This window comes from Nocardia sp. NPDC059764 (genome assembly GCF_042732555.1).
In the GTDB taxonomy this organism is placed as follows: domain Bacteria; phylum Actinomycetota; class Actinomycetes; order Mycobacteriales; family Mycobacteriaceae; genus Nocardia.
The window spans coordinates 1-23962 of record NZ_JBHWHH010000003.1 but is presented as its reverse complement, the minus strand read 5'-3'; the positions used below and the strand labels follow the sequence as shown (position 1 = coordinate 23962).

The 23962-nt window shown below is 68.6% G+C and carries 19 protein-coding genes; 9 read left to right on the top strand and 10 right to left on the bottom strand.

The annotated features are described in order from the left end of the window. Nucleotides 1–310: 310 nt before the first annotated feature. From ACFV4K_RS01165 to ACFV4K_RS01155, 3 genes are all read left to right on the top strand, one after another. The gene (locus tag ACFV4K_RS01165; protein ID WP_379271077.1) at nt 311–484 is read left to right on the top strand and encodes a hypothetical protein; all 174 of its coding nucleotides are present in this window, start codon (nt 311–313) and stop codon (nt 482–484) included. Between the two features lie 261 nt (nt 485–745). Then, a complete protein-coding gene (locus ACFV4K_RS01160) occupies nt 746–1156 on the top strand; it encodes a nuclear transport factor 2 family protein (protein WP_357284993.1) in 411 nt (136 codons plus the stop codon). Between the two features lie 245 nt (nt 1157–1401). Beyond that, nucleotides 1402–1773, top strand: coding sequence for a VOC family protein (locus tag ACFV4K_RS01155; RefSeq protein ID WP_040862753.1), 372 nt, complete (start codon nt 1402–1404; stop codon nt 1771–1773). 139 nt (nt 1774–1912) lie between these two features. On the opposite strand, the gene ACFV4K_RS01150 is transcribed toward ACFV4K_RS01155, so the two are convergent. The 5 genes from ACFV4K_RS01150 to eccA all read right to left on the bottom strand — a co-directional run bounded on the left by ACFV4K_RS01150 (nt 1913) and on the right by eccA (nt 7397). Continuing rightward, the gene (locus ACFV4K_RS01150) at nt 1913–2323 is read right to left on the bottom strand and encodes a DUF4189 domain-containing protein (RefSeq protein ID WP_379271076.1); all 411 of its coding nucleotides are present in this window, start codon (nt 2321–2323) and stop codon (nt 1913–1915) included. 401 nt (nt 2324–2724) lie between these two features. Further along, nucleotides 2725–2814: a hypothetical protein gene (locus tag ACFV4K_RS01145; protein ID WP_379271075.1), complete on the bottom strand. Its 90-nt coding sequence runs from the start codon at nt 2812–2814 to the stop codon at nt 2725–2727. A gap of 124 nt (nt 2815–2938) precedes the next feature. Further along, the gene (locus ACFV4K_RS01140; RefSeq protein WP_379271074.1) at nt 2939–3265 is read right to left on the bottom strand and encodes a CopG family transcriptional regulator; all 327 of its coding nucleotides are present in this window, start codon (nt 3263–3265) and stop codon (nt 2939–2941) included. 92 nt (nt 3266–3357) lie between these two features. After that, nucleotides 3358–5547, bottom strand: a complete 2190-nt coding sequence (eccE, locus tag ACFV4K_RS01135) for a type VII secretion protein EccE (RefSeq protein ID WP_379271073.1) — start codon at nt 5545–5547, stop codon at nt 3358–3360. A gap of 14 nt (nt 5548–5561) precedes the next feature. Then, entirely contained in the window at nt 5562–7397 is a 1836-nt protein-coding gene (eccA, locus tag ACFV4K_RS01130; protein ID WP_379271071.1) for a type VII secretion AAA-ATPase EccA, read from the bottom strand. A gap of 210 nt (nt 7398–7607) precedes the next feature. Here eccA and eccD point away from each other — a divergent pair, with 210 nt between their 5' ends. The 3 genes from eccD to eccCa are packed head-to-tail and all read left to right on the top strand — an operon-like array spanning nt 7608 to nt 14542. Then, entirely contained in the window at nt 7608–9029 is a 1422-nt protein-coding gene (gene eccD, locus ACFV4K_RS01125; protein WP_379271069.1) for a type VII secretion integral membrane protein EccD, read from the top strand. Next, complete coding sequence (gene mycP, locus ACFV4K_RS01120) at nt 9026–10501, top strand: type VII secretion-associated serine protease mycosin (RefSeq protein ID WP_379271067.1); 1476 nt, start codon at nt 9026–9028, stop codon at nt 10499–10501. Before eccD ends, mycP begins: the two co-directional genes overlap by 4 nt. 18 nt (nt 10502–10519) lie before the next feature. Beyond that, nucleotides 10520–14542, top strand: coding sequence for a type VII secretion protein EccCa (eccCa, locus tag ACFV4K_RS01115; RefSeq protein WP_379271065.1), 4023 nt, complete (start codon nt 10520–10522; stop codon nt 14540–14542). Between the two features lies 1 nt (nt 14543). Here eccCa and ACFV4K_RS01110 read toward each other — a convergent pair whose 3' ends face one another. Further along, nucleotides 14544–15227: a GNAT family N-acetyltransferase gene (locus ACFV4K_RS01110; RefSeq protein WP_357282325.1), complete on the bottom strand. Its 684-nt coding sequence runs from the start codon at nt 15225–15227 to the stop codon at nt 14544–14546. Then, nucleotides 15224–16087 (bottom strand): GntR family transcriptional regulator, encoded by an 864-nt coding sequence (locus tag ACFV4K_RS01105; protein ID WP_379271063.1) that lies wholly within the window; start codon nt 16085–16087, stop codon nt 15224–15226. The genes ACFV4K_RS01110 and ACFV4K_RS01105 overlap by 4 nt, the downstream gene beginning before the upstream one ends. Nucleotides 16088–16238: 151 nt before the next feature. On the opposite strand from ACFV4K_RS01105, the gene ACFV4K_RS01100 reads away from it, so the two are divergent. The 3 genes from ACFV4K_RS01100 to ACFV4K_RS01090 all read left to right on the top strand — a co-directional run bounded on the left by ACFV4K_RS01100 (nt 16239) and on the right by ACFV4K_RS01090 (nt 19333). Next, nucleotides 16239–16745: a DUF4254 domain-containing protein gene (locus ACFV4K_RS01100; protein ID WP_357282322.1), complete on the top strand. Its 507-nt coding sequence runs from the start codon at nt 16239–16241 to the stop codon at nt 16743–16745. Between the two features lie 108 nt (nt 16746–16853). Next, a complete protein-coding gene (locus ACFV4K_RS01095; RefSeq protein WP_379271061.1) occupies nt 16854–18059 on the top strand; it encodes a hypothetical protein in 1206 nt (401 codons plus the stop codon). 8 nt (nt 18060–18067) lie between these two features. Further along, a complete protein-coding gene (locus ACFV4K_RS01090) occupies nt 18068–19333 on the top strand; it encodes a hypothetical protein (protein WP_379271060.1) in 1266 nt (421 codons plus the stop codon). Nucleotides 19334–19340: 7 nt separating this feature from the next. Here ACFV4K_RS01090 and ACFV4K_RS01085 read toward each other — a convergent pair whose 3' ends face one another. From ACFV4K_RS01085 to ACFV4K_RS01075, 3 genes are all read right to left on the bottom strand, one after another. Further along, a complete protein-coding gene (locus ACFV4K_RS01085) occupies nt 19341–21158 on the bottom strand; it encodes a serine/threonine-protein kinase (RefSeq protein WP_379271058.1) in 1818 nt (605 codons plus the stop codon). Beyond that, complete coding sequence (locus ACFV4K_RS01080) at nt 21155–21298, bottom strand: hypothetical protein (protein ID WP_379105221.1); 144 nt, start codon at nt 21296–21298, stop codon at nt 21155–21157. Before ACFV4K_RS01080 ends, ACFV4K_RS01085 begins: the two co-directional genes overlap by 4 nt. Before the next feature lie 106 nt (nt 21299–21404). Then, nucleotides 21405–23672 carry an AAA family ATPase gene (locus tag ACFV4K_RS01075; RefSeq protein ID WP_379271056.1) on the bottom strand — a complete coding sequence of 756 codons (2268 nt, stop codon included), beginning with the start codon at nt 23670–23672 and terminating at the stop codon, nt 21405–21407. Nucleotides 23673–23962 lie beyond the last annotated feature (290 nt).

The following is a 23962-nucleotide window of genomic DNA, read 5'->3' as shown; positions in this document are numbered from 1 at the left end:
CATCTGGCGCACAAAGCATACCGGTAGGTCTAGGCGGAGGTACACCCCTGAATCCAGGGGCGCTGAATCGGCGCCACCGACCGCGGCCAGGGCGGGCTCTGCGGCGACGCCACCGTGGGCGACCTGTGGCAGCCGGGTACCAATGCGGTCACGGTCAAGTCCGAGAAGGTCAGCACCGACTGGGCGAAGTTTCACCAAATATCAGTGTGCCGAAGGGCAGTTCATGATCGGCTACAGCCTGCGCGGTGACGAGATGTCGGCAGTCCTGTGCGCGCCCGGTTGACTGCCGCTGGCGGGTGCGGGCCGCACCGTGTGGTTCGACCGCGGCGACAACCGCCCGGCCTCCGGTGAGGGCGGCGACTGGGCCGAAGGCTGGTTCAAGGGCCAGTGCAACGCCAACGAGTACCTCGCCGGCATCGCGTTCTCCAACCGCGACCGCCGCGGCAACCATCCCCAAGCCCTCTACTGCCGCACCCTCCTCTGATCCGCGACTAGCAATCGGGCCCGACACTCCACGGTGCGGGCCCGACTCTCCTCCTTGAGAATGCGGGCCCCGCACACGGTTGGCGACTGAGCGCGAATATCCTCAACTGCCGCTTACGGGGCGGCTCGGACTGACCGAGCCGCGGTCGGCCAAACGCGCGCTCATGCCGATGATCGTGAATGTGGACACTGGCACCGGTCTCGAATTGCGAAGTCAGAATCCCGCCAGCGTGGAGAACCGGTCGCTGTGAGGATCGGGAGAATGTCAGTTGATGTGATGACAACTCTGCGGGCCTTCTATGCGGCCGAGGCCGCCTACCTCACCGAGGGTGCCAAGTTCGAGCAGATGGCCGCGCACTTGGCCTCGGACGTCGTTATGTACCAGGCATCCAGCCTGCCCTACGGTGGCGAATGGCGTGGGCACGAGGGCTTCCGGAAGTTCATTGCCGCCATGGGCGAGAACTGGGACGGTCTGTGGTTCGACGAGCAGCAGTTCCTCAGCGATCAGAATCGGGTCGTGGTCTACAGCCGCGGCCGACTGCGCGCACGACGCACCGGCCTTACATTGAAAACGTCACTACTGCAATGGATCAGCTTTCGAGATGGCTTGATCACCGAGTTCCGCCCGTACTACCACGACACCTCTGCGGTGCTGGCCACACTGACCGAGTGATCGAATCCTGGGTTATGCACGATATCCGTTCATGCCGCATACCGCGCTGACCGAACCGGCCAGCGCGAGGAGGACGACATGATCCAGCCGTCAGGCAAGTTCGGGACCCCGGTGGTCGGGTCACGGCGCCTCGTTCGATGAGTCGTCGGAGCGGCAGCGGCCGGTGTCGCGTTCTTACAATCGTGGGGCGGCGTCGGCGATCCAGACTGGGCTGACAGCAATGTTGTTGCGGAAAGGAAAGATCCATGGCAGTTGCCACACTGAAGATGCTCACCCTGGACAGTGCCGACGCGCGGCGAGACGCCGAGTTCTGGGCGGCCGCGCTCGGTTGGGAGATTGCCCACGTGCAGGACGAGTACGCCATGCTTACCGGTCCAGACCACGCGCTGGGATTCGGCACGGTCGCGGACTATCAGCCGCCCACCTGGCCGAACGAGAATGGAACCAAGCAGTTCCACCTGGATTTGGCGGTCGAAGACCTCGAGATGGCCAGTAAGCAACTGGTCGAGTTGGGCGCTACGGTGCCCGAGTTTCAACCGGGTGAAAGCTGGCGGGTGCTGCTCGATCCGAGCGGCCACCCGTTCTGCCTCACCCTCGCCGCCAATTGGGCTAGCTGACCGGTCTGGCCGTATCTGACTGGGTATCCGCAAATGCCGCATACCGCGCTGACCGGACCGGCCAGCGCGGGCCACCATCGGCGAGACCGACCACTGGATGGGAACATCCGCTCATGCCGAGGACCGTGCTGGAACTAGATCAAGGCTGGGTGCAGGCATGTTCGCGATTGAACGAGCCGACGCTTCCGGTGCCGGTGGGGAGGTTGCGGGTGGCGTCTGCGTATGCCTCCCCCGGGGTCGCCCCCTTACCGAAGCCCACGATCGGGAACCCTGCGACGATCGCGAGCGGACTCGTCACGACTGCACCGCAGCCGTTCGCGAACGTCACCATCATCCGGCAGTCGATGATGCCTTGACCCTTGCACGCTCGGTCGGCGGCTCGAATGGCGTCGGCTTCCGTCGGGTGGTTGACCGAAAACGCGTAGACGTTGCCCCACACGCTGAGGGAAACGGCGCCCCAGTTGACCGGGTCGGCGGCGGCAGGCGGTGCCGCAAGAACGGCAGCGGCGCTCACCGAGAGGGCGGCGGCCGCAATGGATTTGTTGAACAAGTAGCGTGCTTCCTCTGCGCGCCGACCAGGGTGCGGCGATCGCCTGGAAGATACCGCAGCGCATGGACTCGAGATCGCCCCAAGTCTTGGGGGCACGGCAAAGACCGTCACGAACTGCGGTGTTCGTGACGGATCTGCTGAAACCGATCTAGTCGCCCTTGGCTGCGGGAGCGCCCTCGTCGGTGGCCATCGCCTCGCGCAGCGACGGACGCGGTCAACTATGACGACGTGTGGCCCGGGCGAGAGCCGTGGCTGCGGCGGATTCGGTCCTCCCTCGACGAGGTCGCCTTGCCGCATACCGCGCTGACAGAACCGGCCGGCGTGGGTCGCCGGTGGTCGCAGCTGGAGTGCTGGCGGTCAGTGCGATGGACGTACCCGATTGCTGTCAGACGGTCCCGGCGTCAGATCGCGACTTCGAGCATGGAGATTTCGCCCGGCTCCACAGAGATCGTGTTGTCGATCTTGGTGCCGCCCGCGGCGAGGACTCGCACCGTCCATTCGCCTGGGGTAGTGAGAAATTTGAATTCCCCGGCGCTTCGGTGCGCGGGGTCGCGGGCTCGCTGATCGTCGAAATCGACACGGACGATTGATCCCGAGTGGTGGCGGTCCGGCGGGTTATGCGGCCTGGGCCCGAACGAGTTTGACGATCAGCGGTAGGTCCGTCAACGTCAGCGGGCGATCGACGGGCTTGTTCAGATCCTGCTCGACGAGCCACCGCAGATATTCGGACTGGCTCATACCCCGCTCCTTGGCGCGGGCCTTGAGTCGGCGGTCCTGAGTCGGGGGCAGTTTCACGGACCGTGGAATGTTGGCTGGCTCGGTTTTCGCACCGGCGGGAGGTGGCAGCATTTGGGCCTGGTCGGTCTGAATCCGCAGTCGCTGCGTCATCTCCAAGATCTGGTCTGGGGTCATGTTTTCGAACTCGTTTGCCGGATCAGTCATTGCGGGCCTCCCATGCTTCAAAGTCGGCGACCAGCTCACTGGACGGACGGCTTGCATTGACTACATGAACCAAACGCGGAAGCACACGGTGATCAGCGCCGGGCCGAGGCTCCGCTCAGGTAGTGCTGTTCCGCCGGGGTGGTGACCATGAGTGCCGTTGTCATCGTGGCCGGGGTGTGGACCGAGATGGTGTGCGGTGCGTCCGGGTGCTGGACGATCGTCACGTCGGCGTCGGGTTCGTAGTCGGTGGGGATGGTTTCGTGGATGGTGACCACGGTCGCTGAGCCGGGGGGTGCTGTGGTGGGGACGCCGTCGAAGACGATCACCGTGGCGGCGGGGCTGGCGAGGCGGCCGGTGACCGCTGTGCCTCGGGAGCTGTGGGTTACCGAGGACGCCAGGGAAAGGGCTTGGGGGGCTGCGACATTGGTGACCATGCCCTGCCAGGCCCAGGGGCGGGCGGTGTGGACCACCGCGCCGGCGCCCAGGGCGATGGCTCGGATGATGACCTGTTGGGCCAGTTGGAGGCTGGCGATGATGTCGATGCGGCGGGAGCCGTCGCCGATGAGGGGGACGGCGATGCCGCTGCCGGTGGCGTCGGCGCCGATGAGCTGGCCGCAGCCGGCGGTGGGCATGGTGATGTCGGTGAGGACGTCGACCGGGCCGCGGTAGCCGGAGGGGCGGATCTCCTGGGTGCCGTAGGACAGGATGTCCATGAGGGCCCAGAGTTGGCGGCGGGGGAGTTCCTTCAGGCCCGCCACGGGGGGTTCGCCGTGCTCGTAGGGGGTTTCGTAGCGGACTCGGGCGTCCACCTCGACGATGGCGGCGGGCTGGCCGGGCTTGGCGCCGGGCTCGGGGACCGGCTGCAGGCGGACGGTGACGGTGGTGGCGAGGCTGCGGACCGCCCAGATCTTGGCCAGGCCGTCGGAATTGAACAGCTGCGGATCGATCTGGTAGCTGGTCAGGTGAATGCCGTTGTGCTCCAGGTTGTCCGGGTGCTCGGTGAACTCGGCGACGGGGATGCCGCGGGTGAGTTCGCGCAGGGCGGTGGACATTTCGGAGGTGGTCAGGACCGAGGCCGTGATGCCGTGCCCGGCCAGGCGGTTCGCCACCCGGCGGGTGGCGACCAGGGCCGAGCGGAGCGCGCCCTCGGGGCCGCCGCCGCGATTGTCGACCGCCTTGGCATTGTCGAGCGGGTTCAGGCGCAGCACCAGCCACATGGTGCGGTGCGCGATGGCGGGCAGCGGGCCCAGGATCTCGTCGTAGAGCCGGCCCAGCGGGGCGATGCTGGCCGCGTAGCCGGAGATCACCGCCTCGGTGCTGGCCGTGCGGGTGCCGGTGCTGATGACGTCCACCGAATGCAGCTCGACATCGTATTGGCGCAGGCAGGCCGCGATCTCGTTGAGCGGCAGCAGCTGATCGGTGCTCAGCGAGCCACGACGCAGCAGGGTCAGCGTGTCCGGCGGCGGATCGATGCGGAGCATGGTGGTCAGCAGGGTGCCGTCCCAGCGCAGACCGCAACTGCCGCCGTCGGGGAGCGGGACGTCGACCGCGGCGTTCTCGTCGAGGTTCGCGCGGCGGGCCTGCTGCCAGCGGTAGGTCGCCCAACGGCCCAGCCGCAGACCGATCGGGACGCCGCCCACCGGGATCAACAGGATCAGAGCCGGAATCAGACCGGCCGGGAGCGTACCCCACCACGGGGCCTTCAACGTGACCGCGACCAGAGAGAGCACGACGCCCAGCAGCGCGGCCGGAATCACCAGGCGCAGTGGCAGGTTCCGCAGCAGCCACAGATCGTCCGAACGTAGCTCGGAGGCAACGGCATTCGCGGCAGCCGTCGAGTCGGGCCGCGGCGCGCGCCGTCCGCGAGACCGGGCCTCGGGCTCCGGAGTGCCCGAGCGGTCCGACTGCGGTCCGGACGATTGCGGCGCGTCCGGCGGAGCCTGAGGGACCTGCGGCTGCGGAGCCGGAGCAGGCGGTACCGGTCGCGGCGGCGCCGCGACATTCGAGGTGCGCTGCAGGAAGTCGTCGAACTCGCGCCCGAAACCGCTTCCCCCACTGGATGAGTGGCCGGGCGCACCCTGCGGTTGGCCAGGATTGCCGTGCGAGCCGGGATGACCGGCCTGCCCAGGATGACCGGGTGCCTGGCCGGGATCACCGTATGCCTGGCCGGGGCCGTACGACTGCCCCGGACCGCCATACCCCTGGGGCGGACGGCCCTGCCGCTCGCTCCCGCCATTTCCGCCCGGCTGATAGCCGCCCGCTCCCCGCGGAAAGTCGTTCACAGTTCAGTTGCCCCTCAGTCGGCGGCCGACGCCAGATTCAGCGAGGTGAGCAGGGTGCTCAACGCGGCCTTCATGTCGGGACCCTCGATGCGCATGAGCACCGATTCGTCCACGGCGCTCAGATCGATGGATTCGTCGTTGGCCAGCCGGAACTCGCGTTCCTCCTCGGCCGCCTCGATCAGGTTGCGGATGAAGCGACCGTTGCCGGCCACGTCGACCCCGCGGCGCGGTTGCCCGCTCTGATCGGTGCTCTCCATCGTGTAGAGCTTCTGACAGGTGGTGATCAGCGCGGCCAGCGCGTCCTCGGACAGGTCCGAATCTCGTTTGGACGCAACGACTTCACCGATCGCGCCGAGTTCCTCGGCGGTGTAGGACGGGAACTGGAGCCGCTTGGCGAAGCGGGACGCCAGACCGTCGTTGGCGGCCAGGAAGCGGTCGATCTCGCCGTCGTATCCGGCGATGATCACCACCAGGCGGTCGCGGTCGTTCTCCATGCGGGCCAGCAGGGTGTCGACGGCCTCGCGGCCGAACGCGTCACCGCCGGAGAGCCCGGTCTGGATCAGGGTGTACGCCTCGTCGATGAACAGCACGCCGTCCATGGCGGTGTCGATCAGGGCGTCGGTCTTGATGGCGGTGGAACCCAGGTGCTGGCCGACGAAGTCGGAGCGCTTGGTCTCGACCACCTTGTCGGTCTTGAGAATGCCCAGGCCGCAATAGATCTTGGCGACCACGCGCGCGATGGTGGTCTTACCGGTTCCCGGCGGACCGGTGAAGGCCAGGTGCTGGCCGCGCGCGGAGCTCGAAAGCCCTTTCTCCGCCCGGATCTTCGCCAGCTGCGCACTCGACTGCAACTTGGCCACCTGCGTTTTCACCGCCGCCAGGCCGATCTGCTTGTCCAGCTCGGCGCGCGCCTGGGCCAGGATCTCCTTGGCCCGGTCCTCGTGCTCGGCGGCCTGCTTCTCCTCCAGCGAGGGCGCCGACGCCGGATCCCAGCGGTCGGTGCGGGCCTCGATCACCTCGCGGGTGGTCAGGGTGATGCGGTAGGTGCGGTCGCGCATGGCCGCGGTGTTGGCGTCGAAATCCGGTGCCTGCGAATACACCTTCTCGAACAGCGCCTGGGCCTCCTCGGCCGCGCCGTTCTCGCGCAGGCACAGACCGCGGCAGAACATGGCCGCGGTGCGGGCCGCCGGGATCGGGCCCGCCTCGGCGGCCTCCATGCGGCGGATCGCCTCGCCGAACAGGCCCAGCTGCGCGCAGGCCGTGCCGACCATCACATGCGCGCCCGCGGCCAGATACGGGTCCTCCCAGCTGTCGGAGCCGTTGAGGACGGTCATCACGTCCGGCCAGCGCTGGGTGTTGTAGTGCAGGATGCCGCGCACGTATTTGGCGATCCGGCCGTCGATTTCGAAGTCCGGTTCCGAGGCCCGCGCCCGGCGGTGCTTCTCGAGTTCGTCGAGGACCTGTTCGGCCTCGTCGTACTGCTTCTCCGCGATCAGGTGCGCCGCCCACGCCAGGTGGGTTTCGGTGAAACTCGCCAGCGGATAGTCGATGTAGAGCCCCGGCAGGAAACGTCCGGCAAGCGTCCGCGGCGGCAGGCCCAACCGGCGCTGTTCCCGTCCCAGCGAGACGGTGCTGCACTTGTACAGGTTGCTCAGAACATCCGTGGTGACCTCACCGGCGGCGGCCCGGCCCAGCCAGGCGTCGGCCATGGTGGGGTCCCACTCGGTGGCGCGCTGGAACGCCAGTTTCGCGTAGTCGAGGTCCCGGTTCGATTCCTGGCCCTCGATGCTCAACCCCAAGGACAGCACTCCCGCGTCGAAGGCGCGTTGGGCCTGGCGAGTGTCGATCATCCTAGTCGAACCCCGAATTCGTCGAACCTGGTTGGTCTTTCGTTCACTTTCCCCACTCACACCGCGCGAATCGCACGCCTGGGGACAGTCGGATACATTATGGTTAACCGCCCTGGGCGGGCAACTGTTGAGAGCTATAGGGGAGCAGTTCAGCAAGTGACAGCACAGTCGATCAGCGGCCCGCGGGCGGCTGAACCCGAATTGTGCCGAGTGTCCGTCATCGGGGGGAATACCCAGCTCGACGTCGGTCTGCCGGCCAACGTGCCGATCGCCGCGTTCATCGGTGATCTGGTGCGTCTCATCGAATCCCGCAATCCCGATCCGATCGGCGGCGATGAGGGTGGCACGCCACTTCAATCGCAGCATTGGACACTGGCCAAATTGGGCCGCGACATGATCGCGCCCAGCCAGACCCTCAATGACGCCGAGATCTACGACGGCGAATTGCTGGTGCTGCGTGCGGTTTCCGCCAAGGAAGCGCCCGCCCTGTTCGACGACGTGATCGACGCTGTGTCGAGACTCACGGCCGAGGAGTTCCGCAGCTGGTCGCCGAGCGCGGCCCGCTGGACCGGTCTGGTGGCCGGAGTGTCGGCGGTGCTGTTCGCGGTGCTGCTGGCGCTGCTCTCGCGTGCGGACGGCGATAAGTTCGTCGCGCCGCCGCTGCTGCTGCTCGGCGCGATCGGCGCACTGGTCGCCGGGGCGATCGCCATGCGCAAGTACGCCGACGAGCTGACCGCCACCGTGCTCACGCTGTGCATGCTGCTGCTCACCTTCGGCGGCGCGGCGCTGGCCGTGCCCGGTTCGCTGGGCAGTCCGCACCTGATGCTCGGCGCGGCCGCGACCCTGCTGCTCGCCGTCGTCGGCTACCGCATCATCGGGGCCGGCGCCGCGGTGGTGTCCGCGGTCGTGACCGTGGTGCTGCTGTCCGGACTCGGCGCCGCCGTGCGCATGATCTGGGACGCCGGAGTGCCGAAAGTGGCTGCGGGCGTTCTGGTCGCATCGATCGTCGTGCTGTCGATGGTGCCGCGACTGGCCGCCATGCTGGCCCGACTACCCGTGCCGCCGGTGCCCACCGCCGGCGCGGCCATCGACCCGGCCGACCACGAACCCCGGCCCACCATCGAAGGCATCGGCGCGATCGGCGCCACCGTGCTGCCGTCCGCGCACGGACTCGGGCAGCGCGCCCGCACGGCCAATCAGTTCCAGACCGGCATCGTGGTCGGCAGCGCCATCGGCGCCGTCGCCGGTGCGCTGGGCACGGCCGATCCACTGAAATCCGACCGCTGGCAGGGCATCGCGCTCGCCGTGGTCGTCTCGATCATCCTCTGCCTGCGCGGGCGCTCGTTCGCCGATCTCACCCAGGCCGCCACCCTGATCGTCAGCGGCTGCGTCACCTTCATCGGGCTGGCGGTGCTGCTGGCGGTCGCCGATGACGGCATGCCGTTGCTCTCGGCCGGACTGCTGCTGGCCTTCGCGGTGGGCGCCATCGGATTCGGCGTCATCGGTCCGCACGTCGAGGTCACCCCGGTCACCCGGCGCTTCAACGAGATCTTCGAGTACGGCTTGATCTGCTCGATCGTCCCGTTGGTGCTGTGGATCATGGATGTCTACTCGACGGCCCGGAACATATGATCGCGCGTCCCGGAAACTGGGCGCGAACACTGTGTGCGGCAGCGATTCTCGGCGGTGCGCTGCTGGGGCCGCAGGCCCCGGTCGCGAATGCGGCTGTCAGTCAGCCCAATCCCGACCTGTCCCATCTGGGGGAGGCGCAGGGGCTGGCGGGTAAGCCCGCGCCACCGGTGCCGACGCAGAAGAACGCCGTCTGCGTGGAACAGTCGCTCAAGGGCGACGCGCCGCGCGACGAACCAGTCGCGCAGAAGGTGCTCGACCTGCCCGCGGTGTGGCGGGCCAATCCCGGCCCGAACCGCAAGGGTGCGGGGCAGAAGGTCGCGGTCATCGACACCGGTGTCAATCGGCACCCCCGGCTGGCGAACCTCCAGGGCGGCGGCGATTACGTCGCCGAGGGCGACGGCACCAGCGAGGACTGCGACGGCCACGGCACCTTGGTGGCCGGCATCATCGGCGCGCAGCCCAGCCCGGACGACGCCTTCGTGGGTGTCGCGCCGGACGCGGAGATCCTGTCCATCCGCCAGCTCAGCGACGCCTACAAGGCCAAGGACTCGGCGGGCGGGGACACGCCCGGCAGCATGAGCAAGTCCGGCTACGGCAATATGCAGACCCTCGCCGCGGCCGTGGTCCGCGCGGTGAACATGGGCGCCACCGTCATCAATATCTCCGAGGACGCCTGCACCGCCGCGGGCGGCGACACCGCCGACGCGGTACTCGGCGACGCGGTGCGCTTCGCCTTCGAGCAGAACGTGGTCGTGGTGGTGGCCGCGGGCAACGTGGACCAGAACAGCGGCTGCGGAACCCAGAACGACACCTACACCGACAGCCGCACCAGCTGGAGCAAGGTCAAGACCATCGCCAGCCCGGCCTGGTTCGACAAGTACGTGCTCCCGGTCGCCTCGATCGACCCCAACGGCAGCCCGTCGAGCTTCTCGCTCTACGGCCCGTGGGTGGGGGTCGCGGCCATCGGCACCAATATCGTCTCGCTCGACAACAAGCCGGGCGGGACCGGACTGGTCAACGCCACCGGCGTCGACTCGGGCCAGAAGGCGCTCAACGGAACCAGTTTCGCCGCACCATATGTGGCGGGCCTGGCGGCGCTGGTGCGGGCCAAGAACCCGGACTGGACCGCGCGGCAGGTCATGAACCAGATCATGCTGACCGCGCACCAGCCCGGCACCGGCCGCGACGATCGCATCGGCGCGGGTCTCATCGACCCGGTCGCCGCGCTCACCACCGTGTTCCCGGCGGCCGTGCTCACCGCCGAGACGCCCGAGCTGCCGATCCACGCCGACGCCGACAAGTCCCACGCCTTCCCCAAGCCTGTGCAACCCGCCGGCCCCCCGCGCCTGCCGCGGCTGGTGGCCACCGTCGGCACCATCGTCTGCCTGTCCGCGCTGGGAATCGGTCTCGCCGTGTCGATTCCGTTCCGCCGCCACCGAAGCGACGACGAGCTGCCCGACCTCGATTCCTAAACGACCGGAGATATTTCCATGGCTACCGAAGGTTTCGTGCGCCGGCCCCGCATCGCCCCGCCCCGCGCGCCGGGTGGTGAGATGGCGCTGACCGCTCCGCCGGAGATCCCGCGGCCGGTCGCCGCGCCCCTGATGGCCAAGCTGATGCCGGTCGTCATGGTGGTCGCCATGATCGGCATGCTCGCCATGATGAGCCTCATGGGCCGCTCCATGCTGTCCAACCCGTACATGATGATGATGCCGATGATGATGATCATGTCGATGGCCGGCATGCTCATGGGGCAGCGCGGCAGCAGCAAGAGCTCGTCGGAGCTGAACGAGGAACGCAAGGACTACTTCCGCTACCTCGACCAGACCCGCCGCGAAGTCCGGCGCACCGGGCAGAAGCAGCTCGAGACGCTGATCTGGAGCCACCCCGAACCGGCCGATCTGCCCTCGATCGTGGGCTCGCGGCGCATGTGGGAGCGGCGGCCCGCCGACCCCGACTTCGGGCACGTGCGGGTCGGCATCGGCACCCACCGCCTCGCCGCCAAGCTGGCGCGGCCGGAGACCGGACCGCTCGAGGACCTGGAGCCGGTGTCCACCGTGGCGTTGCGTCGTTTCGTGCGAACGCATTCCGTGGTGCACCACCTGCCGACCGCCGTGTCGCTGCGCGCCTTCCCGGCCATCAATGTGGAGGGCCCGATCGAGGACGCGCGCGGGCTGGTGTGGTCGATGCTCATGGAGCTCACCGCGTTCCACGGCCCCGACCACGTCGCCGTCGCCATCGTCACCGCCGAACCCGACTGCGAGGCTTGGGCGTGGGCGAAATGGCTGCCGCACGTCCAGCATTCGAGTGAACGCGACGGCATGGGCGCGTCCCGCATGATCTACGGCTCGCTCGGCGAGCTGGAGACCGCGCTCGCCGACGACCTGCTCGAGCGCGGCCGGTTCATGCGCAACCCGCAGCCCACCCAGGGGCGGCTGCACCTGGTCGTCATCATCGATGACGGATACGTCAGCGGCAGTGAGCGTCTGATCAGCGAATCCGGTCTGGACGCGGTCACCGTCATCGACCTGAGCTCCGCCGAGAACAGCCTGGCCGCGCGCCGCGGACTGCAGCTCGTCGCCACCGGCGGCGAGGTGTTCGCCAAGAGCGCCGCGGGCACCGAGAAGTTCGCCAACGCCGACACCGTGACACTGGCCGAGGTGGAGTCCTTCGCGCGCAGCCTGGCCCGCTTCCGGATCGCCACCGCGGCGCAGATCGTCAGCCTCGGCGACAACACCACCGCCAGCGACCCGGGTCTGATGAACCTGCTCAAGATCCCGGACGCCGCGCAGATCGACCCCGCCAAGGTATGGCGGCCGCGCGCCGGGCGTGAACGACTACGCGTGCCGATCGGCATCACCCCCGACGGGACGCCGGTCGAGATCGACATCAAGGAATCGGCCGAGAACGGCATGGGCCCGCACGGCTTGTGCATCGGCGCGACCGGTTCCGGAAAGTCGGAATTCCTTCGCACGCTGATTCTTTCGATGGTCACCACGCACTCGCCGGACCAGCTCAACCTGATCCTGGTCGACTTCAAGGGTGGCGCGACCTTCCTCGGCATGGACCCGCTGCCGCACGTGGCGGCGGTCATCACCAACCTCGAGGAAGAGCTCGAGCTCGTCGACCGTATGCGCGACGCGCTCGCCGGTGAGATGAACCGGCGTCAGGAACTGCTGCGCTCGGCGGGTAACTTCGCCAATGTCGTCGAGTACGAGAAGGCGCGCGCGGCCGGCGTGCCGCTGGACCCGCTGCCCGCGCTGTTCGTGGTCATCGACGAGTTCTCCGAATTGCTCTCGCAGAAGCCCGATTTCGCCGATCTCTTCGTCATGATCGGCCGACTGGGCCGGTCGCTGCACGTGCACTTGCTGCTCGCCTCGCAGCGGCTCGAGGAGAACAAGATGCGGGGTCTGGACTCGCATCTGTCGTACCGCATCGGTCTGCGGACCTTCTCGGCCAACGAGTCGCGCGCCGTGCTCGGCATCACCGACGCCTACCACCTGCCCGGTATCCCGGGTTCCGGTTACCTCAAGAGCGACGCGTCGGATCCGTTGCGGTTCAACGCGACCTACGTGTCCGGGCCCTACGTCGCGCCCCGCTCGGCCCGCCAGGCCGCCGACGGCACCACCGTCGTGGAGGCGCCGCCGCGCGAATTCACCGCCGCCATGGTCGAGATCCTCGAGCAGCCCGAACCGGCGAACCCGTTCGATCCGCTCGACCTGCTGCCGCCCCCGCCGCCGTCGGGCGACGAGGGCCTGCCCGACAGCCTGCTGCAGACCGTCGTGAAACGCCTGACGGGGCACGGCCGTCCCGCCCACGAGGTGTGGCTGCCGCCGCTCGAGGACTCGCCGACCGTGGACATGCTGCTGCCGGATCCGGACTGGCGGTCGCCGGTCAATCGGCACGGGCAGCTGTGGATGCCGATCGGCATCATCGACAAGCCCTACGAGCAGCGCCGCGACGTGCTCACCATCAATCTCGCGGGCGCACAGGGCAATGTGGCCGTCGTCGGCGGCCCGCAGTCCGGTAAGTCGACCACGCTGCGCACCATCATCATGTCCGCGGCGGCCACCCACACGCCCGAACAGGTGCAGTTCTACTGCCTCGACTTCGGTGGTGGCTCCATGGCCGGTCTGGTCGGGCTGCCGCACGTCGGTTCGGTCGCGGGCAAGCTCGACTCCGACCGGGTGCGGCGCACCATCGCCGAGCTCACCACCCTGCTGCGCGAACGCGAGGAGCGCTTCGCCGGGCTGGGCATCGAATCCATGGCCGAGTTCCGGCGGCGCAAGCACGCCGCGCAGAACGCGCCGCAGTCCGACGACCCGGTGCTGGGCGACCGCTTCGGCGACGTGTTCCTGGTCATCGACAACTGGCAGGTCGTCCGCGAGGAATTCGACAGCCTGGAGCCGCTGGTCGGACAGCTTGCCGCACAGGGCCTTTCGTACGGCATCCACGTGATCCTGGGCGCCAACCGGTGGGGCGAGATCCGGGCCTCGGTCAAGGACATGATCGGCACCCGCATCGAACTGCGTCTGGGCGACCCCTCGGACTCCGAGATGGGCCGCCGGGTCGCGGTCAACGTGCCGCTCAACCGGCCCGGCCGCGGCCTCACCTCCGACCAGCTGCACATGCTGATCGCCATGCCGCGTCTGGACTCCGACACCAATGCCCAGAACCTGGCCGAGGGCGTGGCCGCCGCGCGCACCGAGATGCAGGCCATCTGGGGCGAGCGCCGCGCGCCCGAGGTCCGCACCCTGCCCGGCAACGTGCCCCGCGAGCAGATCCTGGAACTGGCTCGCCGCCACGGGATTCAGCAGGGCCCGACCAAGGTGGTCATCGGCATCGGCGAATCCGAGCTGCAGCCGATCGTGCTGGACTTCGCCTCCGATCCGCACTTCATGGTGTTCTCCGAGGTCGAGTCCGGCAAGACCACGGTGCTGCGCAACATCATTCGCGGCATCGCCGAGAGCTCCAACGCCGACACCGCGCGCGTCATCCTCATCGACTACCGCCGCACCCTGCTCGGGGTCCTGGAGGGCGACCAGCTCGCCGGGTACTCCACCTCCTCGCAGACCTGCGGCGGCATGATCAAGGAAGTCGTCAACTACCTGTCCAAGCGCATCCCGGGCTCCGACATCACCCCGCAGCAGCTGCGCGACCGGGACTGGTGGACCGGCCCCGAGATCTATGTCGTGGTCGACGACTACGACATGGTGGTGGCGGGCGGAAACCCGTTGGGCGCGTTGATCGAACTGCTCCCGCAGGCCCGCGACATCGGCCTGCACGTGGTCATCTCCCGCAATATGGGCGGCATCTCCCGAGCCCTCTACGACCAGGTGCTCGGCTCGATGAAGAACCTGTCCGTCCCCGCGCTGCTCATGAGCGGCTCCCGGGACGAGGGCAAGCTCATCGGCGACATCCGCCCCATGCGCCTGCCCCCCGGTCGAGGCATCCTCTGGTCCCGCTCCCGCGGCGACGAGATGATCCAGATCGCCGACCTGGCCGCGCTGTAGCTCAGGTGGTGGCCGCCGAGCCCGGCTCGGCGGTCACGCCCGGGTGCGGGCGGACGAAGGGGTGCTGAGTGAGCGTCCAGGTGGGGGCCGAGGCGGGATCGACGGTGAAACGGGTGGTTTCGCCGGCGGCCAGGGTGAGGGTCGGGCGGACCAGGTCGTGAGACCAGGCCGAGGTCGGGCGTTCGAACAGGGCCCGGGAAGGGCCGGTCGCCTCGGGGCCCGCGATGCGCGCGAGGCGGAAACCGGCGCGGCGGTAGTAGGCGTGCAGGCCCTGATTGGTGGTCCAGGCGTCCAGGCGGACCCAGCCGCGGTGCTGGCGGCGGGCCAGGAGCGCGGCGTGCGCGAGCAGCGCCTCGCCGACGCGGATTCCGGCGAAGCGCAGATCGACGATCATGTAGTGGATGATCACGGCATCGGCCAATTCGCCGGGGGACCAGAGGTTCTCGTCGGCGCGGTCGTTGACGGTGATGGTCCCGGCGGGTTCGCCGTCCACCTCCGCTATCCAGGTCTCACCGCGCCGGACCGCGTGGGCCACGGACCGGACGAAGGTCTCGATGGGGAGACCACGTCCGGCCCGCGTCCACTGGTCACTGCCGCGCGCCGCCAGCCAGCTGGTGCGCTGCAACCGGAACCGGGTGATGGTCCCCAGATCCGCGACGCGGGCCCGACGCAGGTGCGGTTTCATGGCGAACCGGGTAGCAGGGAATTACCAAAGGAATGAGAATTACCGGTCGGAAAGGGCGCACCCAGAGTTTTACGAATAATGTCCGTTCCTTCGTCATCGCCCAATTCGTATGCCAATCGGTTGCGGGCCGCAGTGGAACGATGACGGGTCACTCGAGTGACGCGATCATGATTGGCCCCGATGCGTAAATGATCGAGAAGAATGGTGCCTGGACCGATGCCCAATAAAGCCGCTTCCTCGGCCGTGGCGGGACGGGAAACGACCGTGTCGCGGTGCGCCGTCTCGGCGTGTCCGCGGTCGGCGAGGCGCCGCGTCGTCCCCTCGGGGATATCGTGCGGCACGTCGATTCCGGTGGCCTCGGCCAGATCTCGCGGATAGAAGCTGACCTCCCATGACCACGGTTCGTTGTCCAGATACTGCATGATAGTGCGCGAAACGACCCATTCGTCGCGCGCCACGCCCAGCCAGTGCGCCACCTCCTGACTGGCCGGTTCCATTCTCGCGCTGAACTGTTTGGACGGCTCACGACCGGCCGCGCGCGCGATCTCCGAGAAGATATCGTGGGCCGCACGCGGCCGATCAGGCCGAATGTGGTTGGTCACAACGGATTCCAGGACCTCCTGGCTGCGCACGATGGTGCCCCGGGAAGTCGCTGTATAGACCAAATTCTCGGCAACCAGGAGTTGAATCGCATTGCGAGCCGTCGTAATCGAGACCTGCATCTGATCGGCCAACTCATTGTGACTCGGTAGTCGATCGCCCGGTTCCCACTTGCCGGCGCGGATCTCCTCGCGGAGGAGGTCTGCGATCCGTTGGTATCTCGGACCGTCCGCCATCTCGCTCCTCGTTTGTTGCTTCAAGGGTTGGAAGTCTACTCCGGTAGTTCTACTGCCGTGTAAGGCTTGACAGCAGCATTCTGAGGTTTATTGTAATGAACGTCCTGAATGCGGTGTTGTTATACGTCGAACGCGAGGCAACGTGGCAGGTTCGGAGACATCAAACACGGTCGTTGTGGCATTGCCCGACGTGTCCTGTTCCTATGTGGACTTGGAGGCGCAGCCACTGGCTTCCGGCCTATTGCCGACCTCCGACCTACTCCTGCGCGCTTGTCGCGGTCACCGGGTCATCGGCGGACCCCTGCTGTGGTTCGCCCATGATCTCGCGGTGCTGCACGAGCGGCGAGTGGTCGGGCGCGGTGGTGTCGGCCCGGAAACCGATCCGACCTCGATCATCGAAAACAAGCGTCGCCGAATCGAATTGGTCATGGCCATAGACGATTGGATCGTGCGCTCGGTGCCCCAGCATCGACTGGGTGCGACCTTGCACACCGAAACAGTCGGATCGGTCATCGACCGGCTCGCGGACGCATCAGTGAGAGCGCATCACGCGTTGATGACCCTTGACGCCAATGATGAAATGCTGCACGGCGCTTGGCACCATTTAGCCGAATTGTCGGACGCCTACGACGATCTCGTGCGAGATGTTCTCGCCGGGCGTCGCCGGCTGCCCGCCTGGTAAACAGCGAGACCGATGCGCGGTCCGGACCCGAGGGTGGCCCGGACCGTCATCTTTGCGTTTCCGCGTATACGGTTGGCACGATCATTGAGTTCGACCACAAGGGGAGTTGTGGACAAGCTACAAGTTCGTGCGATAGTCGCTGCGCTACTGGCGATTACGGCACTCGCTACCGGGGGATGCGGGTCCGACCCGGGAACCGCCGCCGAAACCGTCGACCTGGGCAAGCTGGACACCGGCAACTACGCCACCAAACCCCAGCAACTGGTCCCCGAGGACCCGGCCCGCATGAGCCGCAACCTGGAAGCCCTGCGCCTCGCGGACGCCGTGCCGTTGCCGCAGCAGATCGATCCGGCGCTGACCCACAATCTGGGCGGGGTGCACACCTTCATCGACGTGAAGGCCTTCGGCAACAGTTCGCCTTTCGCGTCCTTCGACAATGACGCCTTCACCGCCAGTACCCCTGGCCTGGTCGCCGGATTCGGGACCGCAGCCGCCTCCAATGCCGACACCAAGAACCTCGGGTACACGCTGCGGCACTCGGTGATGATCTTCGAGAGCGACACCGCCGCCACCGCCGCGGCCATCGCACTGTCGGGGATGCGTTTCGACACCATCACCAATCCGGATCCGTTGCAGTCGACCGGGTATCCGAGCGCGCGCGTGGTGTGGATCCCGCAGTTCCAGGCGCTCTCGTCCTGGTACGCGACCGGCCGGTACGTGATCGGCGACGTGGTCAACCACCACGAGAACGTCGAGCTGAAGATCTCCGACCCGAACGTCATGCTGGCGTTGTCGGACAGGGCGATCGGCGTGACCATCGAACGGCTGAAGGACTTCCGGCCGACTCCGGTCGACCAGCTCGCCAACCTGCCGATCGACCCGCAGGGCATCCTGAAGCTGACCCTGATCCGTCCGGACGGCGATCAGACGGCCTTCGCGCTCCAGGGCACTCTGAGCCGGGACGCCGCGCTGCACCGGGAAGACGACCCGAACGAGGGGCGCGCGCTGTTCGACAAGTACGGGGTCGACTTCATGGGATTCGGCGCCGGTCGGCTGGTCCGCACCCGGGATGCCGCTGCGGCCGAGGGGTTCGTCGGCGTGGAATCCGTTGGCCGCGCCTGGCATCGGATCGACTCCCCGCAGGGGCTGCCCAACGCCCGATGCGTCAAGTACCAGGGGCCGGTCGTGTTCCAGTTCCCGTACCGCTGCATGGTCGCCTACGGGCGGTACGCGGCCGAGGCGTGGTCGCAGCAGCCGCAGGACGTCTATCAGCGGATCTCGGCGCAGTACGCCATTCTCGCCAACGACAAATAGGGGTAGTCGTGAACAAGATCAATCGGCGTAGGGCCGTATTCGCCGCTACCGCTGCCAGTTTCAGCCTGGTGCTCGCCGGGTGCGGGGGCACCGTCTCCGGTGCGCCCGCCGCAGGCGAGATCGACATCCGCACCCTGGCCATCGGCAACTACCCGACCACGCCCATGGACTTCCGCGCCTCCTACGATCACTCGTTCCGCGACGGCAGCGCCATCGCCGTCGCGCGGCTCGGCGACGCCGTGGTGAGCGGCGCGGACGTCGACCCGCGCTTCGGCTACACGGCACTGGCCCGGCCTGAGACCGGCTTCGCGATCGCGCAGGCCGCCAAACCGGTGCTCGACGCCAATCACCTGATGCTGGCCTACTCGACCACCGTCAGCGACCACGCCCGCCTCGAAACCCTGTACATCGACCACAGTTCGGGCAATGCGAGTCCCTTCGAAGGCTGGGAGAACGATCCCACCGCGACCACCCTCAACGTGACCGTGATGCAGTTCCCCGACGAACAGCAGGCACGGGTCGCCGCCGACGGCATCGAATCCGCCGACTTCGCGGTCGCGGCCGCCGACAACGTGCGGGTGAGCTTGGATAAGTACCCGACCGCGAAAGCCCACTGGCGGCCCGGCATTCCCTCCATGGCGGCGACGGTGTCCCGCGGCCAGTACGCGATCAATATCGCGGTCCGCACACCCGAGGCGGAGATCGACGGCCTGAAAGCACTGGCCACCAAGATCATCGACGCCCAGCTGCCGCTGCTCGACAAGACGCCCCCGCTGACCGCGCGCGAAATCCTCTACCTCGACTACGACCCCGAAGGCATGCTGCGGCGAACCCTGCACCCCGCCGACTATCCGCGACCGGGGCAGGACGAGGCCGTGCGAACGCCCCGCGGCTACCTGCACACCGTCGACAACCAAGCGCCGTGGGAGCCGCTGCTCGACGACAACGGCGTCGACCTGACCGCGACGACCGTCAAGGGCGCGTTACTGTTCCGCGCCCGCGACGCGAAAGCCGCGGCGAGTCTGTGGACCGGCATCAACGGGCTCATCCAGGGCACGACCGACGCACCGCCCGGCGTGCCCGGGGCGACCTGCGCCGAGAACCCCAGCCCCAACCGCACCAGCTACTCCCAGGCCTGGAACGCCACCGACCGCTACGTCTGCACCCTGCACTACGACCGCTACGTCGCGCGCGTCGCCGGGGCCCAGCTCCTGGACGCCCAGCAACGCGCGGCCGCGCAGTACGCGCTGCTCGCCAAGGCCCAATACCTGTAGCGGGCGGCTACTTGGGCAGCTTCGAGACCGCGTCGGCGAGGAGCTTCGCCGCCTTGCCGCACGCGTCCGGAGTGGCCGACTGATCCGACGCCTGCAACTTCAGCTGCTCGGCATTGCCCTTGTCCGTCGGGCGCACCAGGTACGCGATATTGCAGTCGTTCGGGGTGCGGGCGCCGATCACATAGGTGGTGTAGTCGCCGGTCTGCACGGCCTCGTAGGCCCAGTCGCCCTGATCGGGGCGGGACTGGTCGACCAGGTCGACGCGCACCCAGCCGTTGGGGCCGACCACCGCGCACGCGTGCGGCGAATGCTGACGGTCGGTGACCTCACCGGTGATGTCGTGAATCGTGCTGTCCTGCAGCAGGGAACACGGGTCCACGCGCAGGACCGACGTCGCGGCGGCCTTACGCTGTGGGACCACCTCGGTCAGATGCTCGGCCACGGCCGCCAGCGCCTGCTCGGCAGCGGTGCAGGCGGCACCCGGCTGGGCCGCGGGATCCAGCTGCTCGGCCGACATGCGCAGCGGGACATCACCGGCCGACTTGGCGACCAGGACCGTGTCGCACTTGTTGTCGGCCGCGCCCGCGCTGAGGATCGTGCCCCAGCTCGCGGTGCGCGTGGTCGGCTTCAACTGGTCCACGCCGATCGCGGCATCGGGAATGTCGAGGGTGTAGTGGACCTTTCGCTGCGACGAATCGAGCACCGTGGTGGCGCAGCCGCCGGGCTGGGCCACCGGATCGCCGGTGCGGGTGCCCAGCTTGCCGGGCAGCGCCTTGTCCAGGACCGCGCAGGTGTCCAGCAGTCGCAGCTCGGCGGCCGTCAGATCCAGGGACGAATCCGTGCGCGCCTGCGCGTGGCCCTCGGAATCGGAGGCGCGAACCAGGCCGATCACCGTGCCGCCCACCACCACGACGCCGGTCACGGCCGCGGCCGCCAAGCCGATGGTGCGGCGGCGGCGATCCGCCAAGCGCGCCAGCTGATCCCGGTAACGGGTCTCCTGCTCGCCACTCGACGCCCACCACTCGGCGTCGGTGCGATGCGCCTCCAGGAAATCCAGCACCGGCTGCGGCCAGGCCGACTCCCCGGGAATGCGCTCCGCTTGCTCCAGCAGCTGCCGCGCCGACGGGCGATGCGCCGGATCGGCCGACAGGCAGGACTCGACCAGCTTGCGCAGCGCGTGCGGAACCGCCTGCAGATCCGGTGTCGCCGACATGGATCCGGTCGCGGCCAGCACCAGCAGCATGCCCACCGCGTAGATGTCGACCGCCGAGGTCACCGGCTGGCCCTCGGCCTGCTCGGGCGCCAGATACGCGGGAGCGTGGGCGGTGGCCGCACCGTCCTCGCGGGCGCGCGTGATGCCGAAGTCCACCAGACGCGGGCCCTCGGTGGTCAGCAGCACATTGCCGGGCTTCAGATTCCGGTGCACCAGCACCGCGCGGTGCACCTCCAGCAGCGCGGACGCCAGACCCGTCGCCAGCATGCGCAGACCCGGCACCGGCAGCGGGCCACAGCCCGCGATCACCGTCGCCAGATCCGGTGCGGGCAGGTATTCGGTGGCCAGCCACGGGCGTTCGGCATCCGCGTCACTGTCCACCACCGGCGTGAACCAGGAACCGGTCAACTGCTTGCCGGTCTCCAGCTCCCGCTGCAGGCGGGCCCGGAACTCCATGTCCACCGGCTGCGAGCCGTGAATCTGCTTGACCGCCACGAGCTTTCCGGTCGGCGTCCGACCCAGGAGCACCCGGCCCAGCTCACCCGTGCCGACCACCGCGATCATGTGGTGCGGGCCGATCCAGCGCGGATCGTCGGGCAACAGCGCCTTCATCGGAGATCCGCCGGGTTCGGCGCGAGCGGGCAGGGTGCGGCGGACAGGCCGCGGACATTACGCATCCAGGTGTACTCCGAGTTCTCGGGGTCGGCCGCGAGGAATTCGCCGGACAGGGCGGCAGCGCGATCGAGCCACAAACTAGCACCCGTTCGAAGCCGTGTCATGCGCAGCCACCCGCCCACGGCCACCGTCACCGCGGGGTCGAACGCCCTGCCGCCGAACCGCTTCGGAACCGGTCCCTGCTCAGCCCCGATAGTGCCGGTGGTCGGTGCCGAAATCATCGGCGACCGCGGCCGCCAGCTCCACATAAGCGCGCTTGACGGGCTTGCTCAGGCGATGCAGATCGATCTCCGCGCCCTCACCCAGGTGGGCGTCGTACGGGATGATGTGGACCGCGCGGCAACGCGACAAGAAATAGTCGCGCAACTGATTGATCCCGACATTCGGGGCGCCCGGGCGGGGCAGGTTGATCACCACCACCGCATTGCGGACCAGATGGTCGTGACCGTGCAGCGACAGCCAATCCAGCGTCGCCGCCGCACTGCGCGCGCCGTCGATCGCCGAACTCGAGATCAGCACCAGCGAATGCGCCAGATCCAGCACGCCCGCCATCGCCGAATGCATCAGGCCGGTACCGCAGTCGGTCAGGATGATGTTGTAGAAGCGCTGCAGGATCCGCGCCACCGCGCGGTACTCCTCCTCGCTGAACGCCTCCGACGCCGCCGGATCCCGCTCACTGGCCAGCACCTCCAACCGGCTGCTGCCCTGCGAGGTGTGCCGGCGCACGTCCGAATACCGCTGAATGTGATCGTCCAGCAACAGATCCCGCACCGTCGACCGGGTCTGCAAGGGCACCCGCTGCGACAGGGTTCCGAAGTCCGGGTTCGCGTCCACCGCGATCACCCGGTCCCCGCGAATCGACGAGAAGATCGAACCCAGACCCATCGTGGTCGTCGTCTTGCCGACGCCGCCCTTCAACGACAGCACCGCGATCCGATAGTCCCCGCGCACCGGCTGCCGGATCCGCGCCACCAACTCCTGCAGACGGCGCTCCTCCGCCGACATACCGGGATTGATCGCGCCACCGGACATATGGTGCACAGCCCGCCGCCATCCGGAGCCCGGAGCCTTCTTCGCCCGGCGCAACGGCACATCATCCAGCGATGGCGCGGGACCGCCGGCGAACCCGGCCGGGCCCCGAGCGCCCTGCGGGGGACCGGCCTGAGCCGGAGCGCCGTACTGACCGGGCGCACCGAATCCGGGCTGCACAGAACTCATCCCGTACTGCCCGGGCATGTGGCCACCCGGCTGCGCGTTCACATCACCCCAGACGGGCGCGTCCGAGCCGGGCTGTCCCGGGAAACCGGGCGCTGCCGACGGACCCGGCTGACCTGGAACGCCAGGCGTTGCGTACGGGCCGGGCCCGCCCGGGTAGCCGTGCTCCGGCCCGGGTGCGGCCCAAGGCATCTGCCCGCTCTGTGGGCCATCGGCCCCCGGACCCCACTGCGACCGCGCGGGAGCGCCGTCGCCCGGCATACCCGTGCCGGGCGGCACCATCCCGTCGGCCTGCGGCCCGTTGAATCCGGCGGCCGCAGCCTCGGACGTCGCGGCATTCGACCACGGGTTCGCGTCACCATCGGGACCCTGCGGAGCCGACTGGGGCGCGAACGGACCCGCCGGGAAACCATGCGGCGGAGTCGGCATCCCGGAATCGGGCTGCGACGCGCTGACCGGATGCCGACCACTCAGCCCGGCCGCCGCCGCCTCGGACAGCGGCGCGTTCGCCCAAGGATTCGCGTCCGGGTCCTCGGCCTCCGCCTTGTCCGGACCGCCAGCCGAGGGGTGTTGCCCAGGCATCGGAGGATGGCCGTCCGGCGCCCAGGCCGCTGGTGGCGATACGCCCTGCCCGGCGGGAAACCCCGGGGGCATACCCGAAATGTCGGAATCATGTCCGATGGGAGCGTTCGAATGCGGCGCGGCCTTGTTCTTCGGGCCGTTCGCCCACGGATTCAACTGCGGCGGAACGGGTCCGGACACGAGTCCCTGGTTCGGCGGCATCGGAGGAACACCGGAGTTCGGGGCAGGCGGCAGGCCCTGCGCGCCAGGGAGGGGTCCCGGAGCGGGCGGCAGGCCCTGCGCGCCAGGGAGGGGTCCCGGAGTGGGCGGCAGGCCCTGTGCGCCGGGGAAGGGTCCCGGGGCGGGCGGCAAGTGCTGCGCGCCGGGGAACGGTCCCGGCGGCGGTGGTAGCTGCTGACCGGCCTCGGCGGACTGCTGCGGGCCACCCGGGACCTGCGGCAGCGGGCCCGACGCCGGCGCCGAAAGACCGGGCGGCGCGGGCGGAATGTCGAGGCGCGGGTCGACAGGCGGCGTGACCTCCACCGCGCGATGGCGGCCCGGCGTCATCGCCTGATCGAAATCCGCCTCCGGGTCCGAGGCCTCGCCTGCAGCGGCATCGAGCTCCGCCAGTTCCGCGTCGAGCAGCTCGTGCGCGGCGGCCGTCGTATTCGGCACGGGAGGAACGTCATTGCCGGACCCCGGGCGATCGGCCGAGCTCGGCTTCGGCGTGCCCGGCGCCGGCAGGGGCTCCGGTCGGCTTGTGCTGGCACCTGATTCAGGGGCAGGCGGCAGCGGCCGGCGAGTCGTCGGATCGGCGGGCGCGATGATGCCGGACCCGGTCGCGTCGAGATCGCCCGGAGCCGGCGGCAGCGGCGGCTGCGACATCTTCGTGGTGACCTCGGCCGGATCGGCCGCGGGCGGCGTCGGCTCCTGGTCGCCGTCGGCGAGCTCACCCGGTGCCGGAG

Excerpts from the sequence above, each read along its gene's own strand:
- ACFV4K_RS01160 (WP_357284993.1), top strand. The coding sequence starts at position 746 with ATGTCAGTTGATGTGATGACAACTCTGCGGGCCTTCTATGCGGCCGAG.
- ACFV4K_RS01155 (WP_040862753.1), top strand. The coding sequence starts at position 1,402 with ATGGCAGTTGCCACACTGAAGATGCTCACCCTGGACAGTGCCGACGCG.
- ACFV4K_RS01140 (WP_379271074.1), bottom strand. The coding sequence starts at position 3,265 with ATGACTGATCCGGCAAACGAGTTCGAAAACATGACCCCAGACCAGATC.
- eccA (WP_379271071.1), bottom strand. The coding sequence starts at position 7,397 with ATGATCGACACTCGCCAGGCCCAACGCGCCTTCGACGCGGGAGTGCTG.
- mycP (WP_379271067.1), top strand. The coding sequence starts at position 9,026 with ATGATCGCGCGTCCCGGAAACTGGGCGCGAACACTGTGTGCGGCAGCG.
- eccCa (WP_379271065.1), top strand. The coding sequence starts at position 10,520 with ATGGCTACCGAAGGTTTCGTGCGCCGGCCCCGCATCGCCCCGCCCCGC.
- ACFV4K_RS01110 (WP_357282325.1), bottom strand. The coding sequence starts at position 15,227 with ATGAAACCGCACCTGCGTCGGGCCCGCGTCGCGGATCTGGGGACCATC.
- ACFV4K_RS01085 (WP_379271058.1), bottom strand. The coding sequence starts at position 21,158 with ATGAAGGCGCTGTTGCCCGACGATCCGCGCTGGATCGGCCCGCACCAC.